9 protein-coding genes are annotated in these 13,593 nt (G+C 63.6%); 4 read left to right on the plus strand and 5 right to left on the minus strand.

Going from position 1 to position 13,593, the window contains the following annotated elements; translation table 11 throughout:
* Window positions 1–165: 165 nt before the first annotated feature.
* Both AC06DU_RS01335 and AC06DU_RS01340 read left to right on the plus strand, forming a co-directional pair.
* Window positions 166–1,242, plus strand: a complete 1,077-nt coding sequence (locus AC06DU_RS01335; protein WP_039517644.1) for a GGDEF domain-containing protein — start codon at window positions 166–168, stop codon at window positions 1,240–1,242.
* Window positions 1,243–1,245: 3 nt separating this feature from the next.
* A complete protein-coding gene (locus tag AC06DU_RS01340) occupies window positions 1,246–3,759 on the plus strand; it encodes a putative peptide modification system cyclase (RefSeq protein WP_478203343.1) in 2,514 nt (837 codons plus the stop codon).
* Window positions 3,760–3,789: 30 nt separating this feature from the next.
* Here the strand turns inward: AC06DU_RS01340 and AC06DU_RS01345 are convergent, their stop codons facing one another.
* Entirely contained in the window at window positions 3,790–4,095 is a 306-nt protein-coding gene (locus AC06DU_RS01345; protein ID WP_102580155.1) for an NHLP-related RiPP peptide, read from the minus strand.
* Window positions 4,096–4,253: 158 nt separating this feature from the next.
* On the opposite strand from AC06DU_RS01345, the gene AC06DU_RS01350 reads away from it, so the two are divergent.
* Window positions 4,254–5,438 carry a putative peptide maturation dehydrogenase gene (locus AC06DU_RS01350; protein ID WP_478203344.1) on the plus strand — a complete coding sequence of 395 codons (1,185 nt, stop codon included), beginning with the start codon at window positions 4,254–4,256 and terminating at the stop codon, window positions 5,436–5,438.
* Between the two features lie 157 nt (window positions 5,439–5,595).
* Here the strand turns inward: AC06DU_RS01350 and AC06DU_RS01355 are convergent, their stop codons facing one another.
* The 4 genes from AC06DU_RS01355 to AC06DU_RS01370 form a co-directional block, all read right to left on the minus strand.
* Window positions 5,596–7,683: a S9 family peptidase gene (locus tag AC06DU_RS01355; RefSeq protein ID WP_478203346.1), complete on the minus strand. Its 2,088-nt coding sequence runs from the start codon at window positions 7,681–7,683 to the stop codon at window positions 5,596–5,598.
* A gap of 103 nt (window positions 7,684–7,786) precedes the next feature.
* Entirely contained in the window at window positions 7,787–9,814 is a 2,028-nt protein-coding gene (locus tag AC06DU_RS01360; RefSeq protein ID WP_478203348.1) for an acetyl/propionyl/methylcrotonyl-CoA carboxylase subunit alpha, read from the minus strand.
* A gap of 242 nt (window positions 9,815–10,056) precedes the next feature.
* Window positions 10,057–11,667 (minus strand): carboxyl transferase domain-containing protein, encoded by a 1,611-nt coding sequence (locus AC06DU_RS01365; RefSeq protein ID WP_478203349.1) that lies wholly within the window; start codon window positions 11,665–11,667, stop codon window positions 10,057–10,059.
* A gap of 10 nt (window positions 11,668–11,677) precedes the next feature.
* On the minus strand, window positions 11,678–12,841 hold the full coding sequence (locus tag AC06DU_RS01370) for an isovaleryl-CoA dehydrogenase (RefSeq protein WP_054592067.1): 1,164 nt from the start codon (window positions 12,839–12,841) through the stop codon (window positions 11,678–11,680).
* A gap of 128 nt (window positions 12,842–12,969) precedes the next feature.
* On the opposite strand from AC06DU_RS01370, the gene AC06DU_RS01375 reads away from it, so the two are divergent.
* On the plus strand, window positions 12,970–13,590 hold the full coding sequence (locus AC06DU_RS01375; protein WP_478203350.1) for a TetR/AcrR family transcriptional regulator: 621 nt from the start codon (window positions 12,970–12,972) through the stop codon (window positions 13,588–13,590).
* Window positions 13,591–13,593 lie beyond the last annotated feature (3 nt).

The raw sequence follows: 13,593 nt of genomic DNA on the forward strand, positions 1-13,593 counted from the left end.
GGAGCAGGGGAGAGGGGCTCGGGAAACCGAGCCCGATTTTTTTTGCCAATACCCGTCATTTCGTCTCAAGCTCAATGAGAGGGAGTGTGACCTGGTGCTGAACAAAACGCTCCTGTACGATGCTTAGGCAGGCCGGCGCTGCAGGTCGGTCTAAGGGATTTTGGGATGACGTGCCATAACACTGCCGGCGCAGTGGAGCCGACGGGGAGCGTTGCAAAGACGCTGTCGGACGGGCTGCATGCGCTCATGACTGCCGAAGAGCTGGGGTTTTTCGCCCGCTTTGGCCGCGCCCGCGAATTGGCCGCCGGCCAGGCGCTGTTCGAGCGCGGTGCAGTGGGCACGCAGATGTTCATTGTGGTCAGTGGCCAGATCGATCTGGATTTCGGCGAAGACCTGATGCTCAAGCACCTTGGCCCGGGCGAATTCTTCGGCGAACTTGGCCTGTTGATCGGCGACCATGCGCGCAGTGCCGGCGCCAGCGCATCCACCGACACCCGTTTGATCGAACTGGCGCACGAGGACTTCCAGCGCCTGGTCGATCACGACCCGTCGATGGTGGCGCATTTCCTGCGCCGCTCCATTGTGCGAGTGGTCAACAACGAGCAGCTGCTGATCCGCCAGTTGCGCCGGCGCAACCACGATCTGGAAGCGGCGCTGGACAACCTCTACGTCACCTCGCACCAGCTCAACCACACCGAAGAACTCAGCCGCACCGACGAACTCACCGGCCTGCACAACCGCCGCGGGCTCGCCCTGCATCTGCAGGAATGCCGGCGCGCCGGTCGCGTGCCCGGGGTGGGTCTGATCCTGATCGATTGCGACCGTTTCAAGCGCATCAACGACGAATTCGGCCATCTCGCTGGCGACCGCGTGCTGCAGAACGTCGCCCACGCGCTGCGTTCGGTGATCGCCGACGGTGACCTGGCCTGCCGGCTCGGCGGCGACGAATTCTGCGTGCTGGTCGCGCAGGGCACCCGGGAGCTGCTGCACCACATCGGCGAATGCATCGTGCGCGCAGTGGAAGCGCGGCTGTGCAATGGCCAGAGCGAGCAGGGCTGCTCGGTCAGCCTGGGCCTGTGCATGATCGATGCCGACGCGGCATGGAACGATTGGTACACGCTGGCCGACAGCGCGCTGTACGAAGCAAAGCGGCAAGGCGGCAATGTGCTGTGCATGCATGAAGCGCTGGGGTCGGGCAGCACGCAGCCACCCGGCAACGCAGCCACGTCGGACAATCGCTGAGCAATGAGCGCCCGCACCCACGCACGCAAGGATGCGTCGTCGGAAGCGATCCAGGCGCCGCGCTTGCGCACCTTGCTGCTGACCGACCTGTGCGACTCGACCGCGCTGGTCGAGCGCATCGGTGACAACGCCGCCGCCGCGCTGTTTCGCGAGCACGACCGGCTGGTGGTCAAACTGCAGCAGCAATGGCGTGGCCGGCTGATCGACCGCTCGGACGGATTGCTGCTGTTGTTCGATCGCCCCATCGACGGCCTGGGCTTTGCGCTGGATTACGCCCGTGGCCTCAAGGCGATGGGCGATGCCCGCGCGCTGACGCTATGCGCGCGGCAGGGCCTGCACGTCGGCGAAGTGCTGACCTGGCGCAATAGCGACGAAGCGGTCAGCATCGGTGCCAAACCGCTGGAAGTCGAAGGCCTGGCCAAGCCCACCGCCGCGCGCCTGATGTCGATGGCGCGGCCCGGGCAGATCCTGTTGTCGGCAGTGGCCGAGTCGTTGACCCACCGCGCCGCACGCGAACTGGGCGACCGCGGCGAACGCATCCTGTGGAAATCCCACGGCCGCTGGCGCTTCAAGGGCGTGCCCACGCCGATGGAGATCTATGAGGTCGGCGAAGTCGGCCTGACGCCGCTGCGCACGCCGAAGAATTCGGCAAAGGCCTGGCGCGATGTTCCGCTATGGCGACGGCCGGCGGCATTAGTTGCAGAGTTGGGAGTCGTTCTCGGCATCAGTCTTGCTGTCTGGCTGTTTGCGCGCCCGCAGCCGGCGCTTGCGTTCGCCGAGCGGGATTGGGTAGTTGTGGGAGCAGTACGCAACCTTACCGACGACGTCATGCTGGAAAGTTCGCTGGATCAGGCTTTCCGAATCAGTCTGGAGCAGTCGCGCTACGTCAATGTGCTGAGTGAGGACAGAACGCTCAAGCTGCTGGCGCTGATGCGTAAGGACCCTTACAAGGAGCCTTTGGATCGCAAGAACGCCTCAGATGTTGCACTTCGAAGTGGCGCACGTGCGGTGTTGCTTCCTTCGGTTGGCTACGTTGGTGGACGCACGCGGTTTGTTGTGGAAGTCGTTGACCCGAAGACACAGCAGACAGTAGCAGTAAGCACTGCTTTCGGTTCCAACCCTTCTATTTTTGCTGCTGTCGACAAGGTCACTGGCGAATTAAGAAATCAACTTGGCGAAAACCGCGAGAGCATCCGCAACAATAGCCCTGCTTTGCCGGATGTAACGACTTCCAGTCTGGACGCCCTACGTGCGTACGCGCTTGGGCAAAAACGTTATGCGGAGGGGAAATATACCGCTGCATTGGATTTCTTCCAGAAAGCAGTAGAGATAGATCCTCACTTCGCATTGGCTTGGCTGGGACAAGTGCGTGCTTACTTTGCCAATGTCGATTACAGAAAGGCGACCGAAACACTCAGGGTCGCTGAAAAATTCAGATCCAGGCTTCCACCGCGTGAGGCGCTTTACGTTAAGAGCTGGGGTGTGCAGATTCTTGACCCGGCGCAGGCAGCCGATTCCTGGGTTCAGATGGCAGAGCTGTATCCAGACTATGCTCCTGCTCAAGCCAATGCAGCAATGGATCTATTTGTTGCAAACCGGTTTGCTGAGGCGTTGCTTCATGCGCGTATGTCGACGCAGAGCAAATACGATCTCTCCAGCATATCGCTCGATATGCATGGGCGTATCCTGCTTGCTCTGGGGCAATACGATCAAGCCGATCATGCAGTGGCACAAGCAGTGACTGCGGGTTGGAATGGCGCGCTGCTCCGCCAGGCCGCCGTAGCCGCCGCCAAGCGTGATTTCTCCCGTGCGCGCAGTGCGCTTGCAAAAGTGGAGACAACCAATTTTCATGCCGGCATCACCCGGGCGTCTGTCGCTCTGGACGAGGGTGATCTGCGTGGCGCGATCACGCACGCCCAAGCCGGCTTGAACGCAGGCCTGGCCAAGCGAGGGACTGATCGCATCAATTACTACGTTCCCCTGGCGACTGCATTGTTGGCGTCGGGGCAGCGCCTTAAAGCTGTAGAGGTAGCAAAAGAAGGTGCACAGCTAGCGCTGCACGACGTAAGCAAGGACGTGCCAATCGATACCATCGACAATCTTTCCACTGCCCTGGCAGCAGCATTGGTGATGGTGCGTGCGGGAGATGTATCGAGTGCGGCAAAGGTACGGGAACAGGTTAGAGCAGCGCCGCTGGTCTATGCCAACCGCCTGATCGTCGAACTGGGCGCTGTAGTGGATGCCGAAATCCTGTTGGCAAATCGGAAGCCGGACGATGCATTCCGCTCGCTCACTCCCTATCTGGATTCAGCATCCCGCTTTCAGACACGGGCCACCGCAATGCGTGCGGCACGACTAGCGCAACGCAATGAAGATGCACGCATCCAAAATGACTGGATGCGGCAGCGCCGGGGTCTGGCCTACGCAGAAATCGAGTGTGGATACTGCTTGCAGCCACTCAACATAGTGGATCTGAAAGCCGCAGAAGCCTCCTGGATTGCGGAGGCGCAAGGCTGACCCTGCCACCGGTGTCGCGAATCAATCGAATTATTTGAGAGTCCTGTCGCCGTCATAACCAGCATCCAGTTGTGGAACGATGTGGGATGTTCCTGACGTGAGCATGGTGTTGATTTGTGCACGGGCGCTCGCGATCACATCCTTGTCGGCAAGTTGGATGCTGCTTGCGCAATCGCGCACAAAGGCCTCAAGGTCGTCTTCAGGTGCGGCGGTGTGTCCGACCTGCTGTAACGCTGTCATGGTGTTTGAGACGAATAACGCGCGAAAGGTGTCGTCTGTGGAGAGCAGGTCGATCAATTTGCTTGCAACCGCAGGATCAAGCTTCAGCGTCGGCATCTTTGAATTCTTAAAGTGGGTGAAGTATCACTTAGCGGCGCTAGCGTTGTCGGCTTGAGGGCTATCATGCAACAGACTCAAGTTTGGGCTGCTGGGAGACGCTATAGCTACCTCAGGTACACCTGCGTGAGGTGCACTTCATTTCGCTGGAGAAGCTGATGCGGATCAGACGTTGTGCAGTTGTCCTGCTGGAGCCACGGGAAACCGTGTTCTACACGTTGGACAGTCTTTTGCAGGGTGGCAATGGGCTACAGCATGTCATGGAGTGGTTTGCGCTAGCGCCCCATCTCGATGCACCAGTAGCAGTGACGGAAGATCAGCGCCGGTTATTGGGTGAACTCAGTCCTTCGCATTGGACGGACCGATCGCATTTTGACCAGGAAACACTGGAGGGGTTGATTGACCAAGGCCTGGTGCTGGATGATCGAGCACCAGATGCGTCCTTTGCCCAAAACGATGAACGCCTCAGGGAATCGCATTGGCATCCGCTCGCGGCAGTGCTGCATGCTTTTACGCGCTGGGATGGTGTGGATGCGGTCAAGAACACACGGGACTCTGGAACCGAAACGGCTGTGGCGATGCGTCGTGTCCTTGGCCCCGCACCTCCGGAGGTTCAGCGGACCGTTGATAACGATGCATTGATCGGCTTGCCATCCATGCCCCGAAACGATTTCGACGACTTGCTGGGTCGCCGGGTCACATGCCGTAATTTTGACCGGAACAAAGCAGTTCCCTTTCAGATGTTCTCCCACATGCTGCAGCGGGTTTTTGCCGCACAGGCTCAGGTGAAGGTCGGCGACGATCTGGTCTTTTTGAAAAAAAACGTCCCATCCGGCGGCGGTTTGCATCCGATCGAGGCGTATATCCTGGTCAGGTGTGTGGAAGGGTTGCCGGCAGGCGTTTATCACTATCGTGCAGATGTTCACGCACTCGAGCTTGTAGCAGGGGTCGAATGCTCGGATGATTTCGTCATGCAGGCTGTCGGGCAGCAGCACTGGTTTTCAGATGCACACGTACTGATTGCGCTGGTTCCGCGTTTCGATAGGACCTTCTGGAAATACCGGCAACATGCCAAAGGTTATCGTGTGGTCGCATTGGAGGCCGGTCACCTCTCGCAGACCCTCTATCTTGCGGCTACCGATCTTGGCCTGGGTGCATTCATCACCGGCGCTGTCAACGAGAAACATCTTGAACGTGCGTTGGGACTGGATCCGGTATCGCAAGGTGTTTTAGCTGTCTGTGGCTTTGGTTGGCGCGCACAGACCATGGTCACTACAGAGCTCGATCCAGCTGGCGCGATCTGGAATGGAGCAAGCGATTCCGATCAACTCAATCAGCAATAGCTCCGTGTAGGAACACGCACGCTATTGAACCAGCTAACTTCTTTGATCGAAGAGCCTCCAAGTCAAAGACCGGCGGTTAGGCCGCCGGTCCCGACAACACGTGCAGATGCAGTGCGACGCCAACGCATCCTTGGCGGATGGCGCCACGACTGCCCACCTACCGCCGAATCGCCTGCGTATGCGTTTTCAATGCATCGCTCAGACCGCTCACCTTGTCGGCGCCTTCCGGCACGGTGATGCTGGAGCCGGTCAGGTCGTCGCCGATCGGTTGCACGCGGCCGCCCAGGCACTGGCCCAGGAACCCTTCGGTCACCGCGTTGAAGGCCTTGCTGTTTTCCGGGCGGCGGAAGCCGTGGCCTTCGTCGGGGAACAGCACGTAGGTGACCGGAATGTTCTTGGCCTTCATCGCGTTGACGATCTGGTCGCTCTCGGCCTGCTTGACGCGCGGGTCGTTGGCACCCTGGCCGATCAGCAGCGGCTTGCTGATCTTGTCGACATGGCTGAGCGGGGAGCGCTCGGTCAGCCACTGCTTGCCGGCCTCGGTGGCCGGGTCGCCCATGCGTTTGGTCAGCTGCTTGTAGAAGCTGGCCCAGTACGGCGGCACGGTGCCGAGCAAGGTGTTGAGGTTGGCCGGACCGACGATGTCCACGCCGCACTTGAAGGCGTCCGGGGTGAAGGTCAGGCCGACCAGCGTGGCGTAGCCGCCATAGCTGCCGCCCATGATCGCCACGTCCTCGGGCCTGGTCACACCTTGCTTGACCGCCCACTGCACGGCGTCGAGCAGGTCGTCGTGCATCTTGCCGGCCCACTCGCCGTTGCCGGCATTGGTGAAGGCCTTGCCGAAGCCGGTGGAGCCACGGAAGTTCACCGCCAGCACCGCATAGCCGCGATTGGCCAGCCACTGCTCATACGGCCCGTAGCCGTAGCTGTCGCGCGCCCACGGGCCACCATGCACGAACAGCACCAGCGGCACCGGCTTGTCGGCCTTGCCATCGTGATTGGCGTCAGCCTCAGAGGGCAGGGTGAGATAGCTGACCAGCTTGAGGCCGTCGCGCGCGGTCAGTTCCTGCGGCCACATCGGGACCAGCGGTTTGCCGTCGAGCGCGGGGCGGGCGGAGAACAGTTTGGTCAGCTTGCCGCCGTCTGCACGGTCGTAGCGGTAGTAGCTCAGCGGTGTCTCTGCCGCCGAATACCCCACGATCCAGATGCGATCGTCGAGCGTGCGTGCGGCAACGCTGGCATCACCGCTGCCGAGTGACTTGAGCTTTTGCAGGTCGGCGGCAATGCCGTTGTCCAGCGCCTTCCATTCCTCGCGCAGATAGTCGGTGGACACGGCCTGCACCACGCCGGTCCTGGGGTCGTTCAAGGTGGCGCCGACATCGGTGCGCGGGTTTTCGAACAGCAGCGTGCGCGCATTGCTGGCGGTGTCGATGGCATACAGTGCCGCGGTGTCGCGATTGCGCGAATCCTGCATGTATAGCGTCTTGCCGTCGTCGGTCAGTCCGTCGGGCGAGGTGTTGCTGACATCCTCGAACGGGATGCGGTCCACGCGCTTCCAGCGCTTGCCATCCGGTACCAGCAGCTCTCTGCCGGCATCGTCGGTGGCGCGCGTGGCGTAGCGCAGCTGGTAGTTGCCGTCGAGCAGATAGGAATCCAGGCTGTCGGTGTTCTGCTGCACCAGGCTGCGCTTGCCCGAGGCCAGGTCCACCCGATACAGGTCATGCCATTTGGGATCGCGGTCGTTCATGCCGACCATGATCGACTCGGGGTGCTGCGCGCTGACGCGATACACCTCGGCGTTGGTCTTCTTGAACGGGGTGAGGTCCTTGCTGCTGCCATCGCTCAGATTCACCGAGAACAGATGGAAGTCTTCGTCGCCGCCATTGTCGCGCAGGTACAGCAACGTGTTGGGTTGATAGGTCCAGAAATAATTGCGGATGCCGCGTGCGGTGTCCTTGGTGATCGCGCGCGCCTGATCCGGTGCATCCACCGGGGCGACCCAGACATTGAGCACGCTCTCCAGCGGCGCGACCCAGCTGAGGTATTTGCCGTCCGGGCTGATGCTCACGTTCGCCCGTTCCGGGTTGCCGAACAGCGCATCACGGGTGATCAGTTCGGGTGGCGCCGCGGGTGCTTGCGCAGCGGCCGGGGCTGGCGTGGCAGCCTTGTCGGTGGTGGGCGCGGCGTTGTCGCTGCAGGCGGTCAGCGCGAGCAGCATGCTGGAAACAAGAAGCAGGCGTTGCATGGACGTCTCCGGTCTGGGGCGCGGCCACTCCGGCCGCTTTCCCCCACGCTAGGGCGAGGGCCGGCCCCTGCGGACGTGCCGTTGGTCACGCCACCAGGCGCCGCTACGCAGACGCGGACACAAATTCCACCAACGCGACACCCTCGGCGACCAGCTCGCCCTCGGCCACCAGGTACGCCGCCACGGTGCCGTCGCCGGGCGCGTGCAAGGTGTGCTCCATCTTCATCGCTTCCAGCACCACCAGGGCCTGGCCGCGGGTGACCGACTGTCCAACTGGGGCGACCAGCGACACGATGCGGCCCGGCATCGGTGCGGTCAGGCCACCGGTGTCGTGCGCGGGCTGATCGGCTTCGGCCAGCGTGTCATGGTGGCGGAAGGTCGCCCGCTGCGTGGCATCGCGCAATGTCAGGGTGTCGCCGTCGCGCAGGACCTGCATGCGCCATTGTCGGCCATCCATTTCCACGCGCAGTGCATCGCCCTGCAGGTGGTAGCGCAGCGTGTGGGTATCGCCTGCAGTCGTGACCTGCCAGCCATCGCCAAGCGGGCGCACGCCGAACTGGCGGCGCTCGCCTGCGGCCTCCAGCGTCATGGCGTGCGCGGCATGCGCACCGATGCGCCAGCCATCGATGTGTTGCCATGGCGAAAACGGGTCGGCCGGATCGGCGGCGGCCTTCGGCAACGCGTCGGCAATCAACGCCGCTGCCAGGCACCACCAGGCATTGGCCGGACTGACCGCATCGGGAAACAACACGGCCTGCTCGCGTTCGATCAGCGCGGTATCCAGATCGGCAGATGCAAACGACGCGGTGCCGATCAGGCGCGCAAGGAACGCGCTGTTGGTGGTGACGCCCACCGCATGGAATTGCGCCAGCGCCTCGCGCATGCGTGCCAATGCGGCGGGGCGATCCACATCCCATACGATCAGCTTGGCGATCATCGGGTCGTAGTAAGGGCTGATGCTGTCGCCTTGCTCCACCCCGGCATCGATGCGTACATGCGCACCGGCTGCGGGAAACTGCAGTTGCCGCAGCGTGCCGGTCGACGGCAGAAAGCCGCGGTCGGCATCTTCGGCATACAGGCGCGCTTCCAGCGCGTGGCCATGGATGCGCAGGTCCTGCTGACGCAGCGGCAACGGCTCGCCCGCGGCGACATGCAATTGCCACTCGACCAGATCGGTGCCGGTGATCAACTCGGTCACCGGGTGCTCGACCTGCAGCCGGGTGTTCATTTCCATGAAATAGAAATCGCCATCCGGGCCGGCGATGAACTCCACCGTGCCGGCACCGACATAACCCACGGCGCGCGCGGCATCCACGGCAGCCTTGCCCATGGCGGCGCGGCGTTGTTCGCTCATGCCGGGAGCAGGCGCTTCTTCCAGCACTTTCTGATGCCGGCGCTGCACCGAACAATCGCGTTCGAACAGATAGACGACCTCGCCCCGGGTATCACCAAACACCTGGATCTCGATATGGCGCGGCCGCTCGACGTATTTTTCCACCAGCACCTGCGCATTGCCGAAAGCCGATTGCGCCTCGCGCTGGCAGCTGGCCAAGGCCTCTTCGAAGACCGCGCTGGTATCCACCCGGCGCATGCCCTTGCCGCCACCGCCGGCGCTGGCCTTGATCAGCACCGGATAGCCGATCGCATCGGCCTGCGCGCGCAGGAAGGCCGGTGCCTGTTCGTCGCCGTGATAGCCCGGCGTCAGCGGCACGCCGGCGCGTTGCATCAGCGCCTTGGCCGCACTCTTGTCGCCCATCGCGCGGATGGCTGCCGCCGGTGGGCCGATGAACACGATGCCAGCCTGCGCGCAGGCATCGGCAAACGCCGCGTTTTCCGACAGGAAGCCATAGCCCGGATGGATCGCCTGCGCACCGCTTGCGCGTGCCGCCTCCAGGATCGCATCGCCACGCAGATAACTCTGCTGCGCTGGTGCGGCGCCGAGATGGATCGCTTCATCGGCCAGCCGCACATGCCGCGCATCGCGGTCGGCATCCGAATACACCGCCACGGTCGCGATGCCGAGCTTGCGACAGGTGGCGATGACCCGGCACGCGATCTCGCCGCGATTGGCGATCAGGATCTTGTCGAAATAGGGCGGTCTTGCTGCGGTGGTGAGTTCGCGCTGGGTCATGACGAAGTTCTCTGCACGCCGCCATGCTGGCAGGCGCTGCGATGGAAAGAGGGTTGCATGGATTGCGCCACACGCCGTGCGATGGCAGCTGACGCCGCTGCGCCCCCGTGCGATGCGCTGCTCGACGCAGGCAACGCGCCCGGCCTCATGCACTGCTCCAGGCGACACGCAACGCCTTGCGTGCAGGTGTGTGTACACCGCAAGACAGCCAAGAGCAGCACCTGCAGACGGACATCACCACCTCACATCCGGAACACGCCAAAGCGTGTCGTCTCGATCGGTGCATTCAATGCGGCCGACAGTCCCAGCCCCAGCACGCGACGGGTATCGGCCGGGTCGATAATGCCGTCGTCCCACAGGCGTGCGCTGGCGTAATACGGATGCCCCTGCTGCTCGAACTGTGCACGGATCGGCGCCTTGAATGCAGCTTCCTCTTCGCCCGACCAGGCGCCACCCTTGGCTTCGATCCCGTCGCGGCGCACCGTGGCCAAGACGCTGGCAGCCTGCTCGCCGCCCATCACGCCGATGCGCGCATTCGGCCACATCCACAGGAAGTTCGGCGAGTAGGCGCGGCCGCACATGCCGTAATTGCCGGCACCGAACGAGCCGCCGATCACCACGGTGAACTTGGGCACCTTGGCGCAGGCTACCGCCATCACCAGCTTGGCGCCGTCCTTGGCGATGCCGCCATGTTCGTATTTGCGCCCGACCATGAAGCCGGTGATGTTCTGCAGGAACACCAGCGGAATGCCACGCTGCGTGCACAGCTCGATGAAGTGCGCGCCCTTGAGCGCGGACTCGGAAAACAGGATGCCGTTGTTGGCGATGATGCCCACCGGGTAGCCATGCAGATGCGCAAAGCCGGTGACCAGGGTGCTGCCGTAGCGCGGCTTGAATTCGTCCAGCTGCGAGTCGTCGACGATGCGGGCGATCACTTCGCGCACATCGAAGGGCTTGCGCGTGTCGGCAGGAATCACGCCATACAGCTCGTCGGCGGCGTAGCGCGGCGGCAGCGGTGCCTGCAGTGCCAGCGATGCAGCCGGCTTGCGCCAGTTGAGCCGCGCGATGATGGCGCGCACGCGTGCCAGGGCCTGCAGGTCGTTGTCGGCAAAGTGGTCGGCCACGCCGGAGATGCGCGTGTGCACATCCGCACCGCCGAGTTCTTCGGCACTGACTTCTTCGCCGGTGGCCGCCTTGACCAGGGGTGGACCGCCGAGAAAGATCGTGCCCTGCTCGCGCACGATCACCGTTTCATCGCTCATCGCCGGCACGTAGGCGCCGCCGGCGGTACACGAGCCCATGACGCAGGCGATCTGCGGGATGCCGTTGGCCGACAGGTTGGCCTGGTTGTAGAAGATGCGCCCGAAGTGATCGCGGTCGGGAAACACGTCATCCTGCAGCGGCAGGAACGCGCCGCCGGAATCGACCAGGTAGATGCATGGCAAGCGGTTCTGCTGCGCGATTTCCTGCGCGCGCAGATGCTTCTTCACCGTCATCGGGTAATAGGTGCCGCCCTTGACGGTGGCATCGTTGGCCACGATCACGCACTCCACCCCGGACACGCGCCCGATGCCGGCCACCACACCGGCGCACGGCACCTGATCGTCGTACATACCGTGCGCGGCCAATGGCGCGATCTCCAGCAAGGCGCTGCCCGGATCCAGCAAGGCATCGATACGCTCGCGTACCAGCAACTTGCCACGTGCGCTGTGCTTGGCACGCGCAGCCTCACTGCCGCCCAGCGCGGTCTGCGCCAGCGTGCGGCGCAGATCCTCGACCACGGTGCGCATCGCAGCAGCGTTTTGTTGGAAGCTCTCGCCGCTGACCTGCAGCTGGCTGGTGATCGCGCTCATGGTGGCTCCGTCAGGCGGTGCGTTCGAACAGCTCGCGGCCGATCAGCATGCGTCGGATCTCCGAGGTGCCCGCGCCGATTTCGTACAGCTTGGCATCGCGCCACAGGCGCCCGGTGGGGTAGTCGTTGATGTAGCCGTTGCCGCCCAGCACCTGGATCGCCTGGCCGGTGAGCCAGGTGGCTTTTTCGGCCGCGTAGAGAATCGCGCCGGCCGCATCCTGGCGCGTGGTCAGCCCGGCATCGCAGGCGCGCGCCACCGCATAGACGTACGCGCGGCAGGCGTTGAGCCCGACGTACATGTCGGCCAGCTTGGCCTGCATCAACTGGAAGGTGCCGATCGGCGCGCCGAACTGCTTGCGCTCGTGCACGTACGGCAGCACCACGTCCATCGCCGCGGCCATCAAGCCCAACGGGCCACCGGCCAGCACCACACGTTCGAAATCCAGCCCGGACATCAGCACGCGCACGCCGCCGTTGAGCGTGCCCAGCACGTTCTCGGCCGGCACTTCGCAATCGGTGAACACCAGCTCGCAGGTGTTGGAGCCGCGCATGCCCAGCTTGTCGAGCTTCTGCGCGGTGGAGAATCCCGGCATGCCCTTTTCGACGATGAAGGCGGTGATGCCGCGTGCGCCGGCATCCGGGTCGGTCTTGGCGTACACCACCAGCACATCGGCGTCCGGGCCGTTGGTGATCCACATCTTGCTGCCGTTGAGCACATAGCGGTCGCCGCGCGCATCGGCGCGCAGCTTCATCGACACCACATCCGAGCCGGAGCCGGCCTCGCTCATCGCCAGCGCGCCGACATGCTCGCCGGTGCACAGCCTGGGCAGGTAACGCTGCTTCTGTTCCGGCGTGGCGTTCTTGCGCAGCTGGTTGAGGCACAGGTTGGAATGCGCGCCGTACGACAGGCCGATGGCCCCGCCGGCCCGCGAGATCTCTTCCATCGCCACCACATGCGCCAGGTAGCCCATGCCGCTGCCGCCGTACTCTTCTTCCACGGTCAGCCCGAGCAGGCCCTGCTCGCCGAACAGGCGCCACAGCTGGGCAGGGAAGACATTGTCCTGGTCGGCCGCGGCGGCGAGCGGGGCAATATGGTGGCTGGCGAAGGCCGCCACGCTTTCGCGCAGCAGATCGATGTCTTCGCCAAGCGCAAAATTCAGGGACGGCACGTGCATGGAGCGACTCCGCAGGGATCGGGATGTGCCGGGTGGGAGCGGGCAGGCCGCACGGCGTTTGTGCGCAGCCTAGCGGTCCCCAATGAAAAAGTGAACTAAAATTCAACTATTGAACCCAGAATCACACCATGGCTTATCGACGCTCCGCCCTGATGGAAGAACGCCTGGCCGGCAATCGCGAACGCATCCTGCACGCGGCCCGCGCCCTGATCGCCGAAGGCGGCTACCGCAATGCGCCGGTGACCGCCGTCGCCGCTGCCGCTGGCGTGTCCACCGGGCAGATTTACCGACACTTCCCGTCCAAGGCCGAGCTTTTTGTGGAAGTTCTCAATGCAGCGGTGCAGCGCGAGATGACCATCCTGCGCGCCATCACCACCACCCAGGCCAGCGCTGCCGAGCGCCTGCGCAATGCGATCGCCACCTTTGTGCGGCGCGCGCTGGCCGGCCCGGCGTTGGCGTACGCCTTCATCGCCGAGCCGGTGGAAAGCAAGGTGGATGCCGAGCGCATCCGTGGCCGGCACCTGTTCGGCGAGGTGTTCCGTCAGCTGCTTGCCGAAGGCGTGGCGGCTGGCGAGTTCCCGCCGCAATCGCTGGACGCAGCGGCGGCCTGCCTCGTCGGCGCCTTCACCGAGGCGCTGGTGGGACCGATCGCCCCCAGTCGCGGCGACCCGCAGCAGGGCGAGCAACTGGTCGAGGCGATCTGCGGGTTCTGCCTGCGCGCGGTCGGCGCGCCCCAGCCGACGGGCTGACAA

Source organism: Xanthomonas sp. NCPPB 3200, from assembly GCF_056393585.1.

Coding starts and splice junctions, on each gene's coding strand:
- AC06DU_RS01335 (WP_039517644.1), top strand. CDS start 166: ATGACGTGCCATAACACTGCCGGCGCAGTGGAGCCGACGGGGAGCGTT.
- AC06DU_RS01340 (WP_478203343.1), top strand. CDS start 1,246: ATGAGCGCCCGCACCCACGCACGCAAGGATGCGTCGTCGGAAGCGATC.
- AC06DU_RS01345 (WP_102580155.1), bottom strand. CDS start 4,095: ATGCCGACGCTGAAGCTTGATCCTGCGGTTGCAAGCAAATTGATCGAC.
- AC06DU_RS01350 (WP_478203344.1), top strand. CDS start 4,254: ATGCGGATCAGACGTTGTGCAGTTGTCCTGCTGGAGCCACGGGAAACC.
- AC06DU_RS01355 (WP_478203346.1), bottom strand. CDS start 7,683: ATGCAACGCCTGCTTCTTGTTTCCAGCATGCTGCTCGCGCTGACCGCC.
- AC06DU_RS01360 (WP_478203348.1), bottom strand. CDS start 9,814: ATGACCCAGCGCGAACTCACCACCGCAGCAAGACCGCCCTATTTCGAC.
- AC06DU_RS01365 (WP_478203349.1), bottom strand. CDS start 11,667: ATGAGCGCGATCACCAGCCAGCTGCAGGTCAGCGGCGAGAGCTTCCAA.
- AC06DU_RS01370 (WP_054592067.1), bottom strand. CDS start 12,841: ATGCACGTGCCGTCCCTGAATTTTGCGCTTGGCGAAGACATCGATCTG.
- AC06DU_RS01375 (WP_478203350.1), top strand. CDS start 12,970: ATGGCTTATCGACGCTCCGCCCTGATGGAAGAACGCCTGGCCGGCAAT.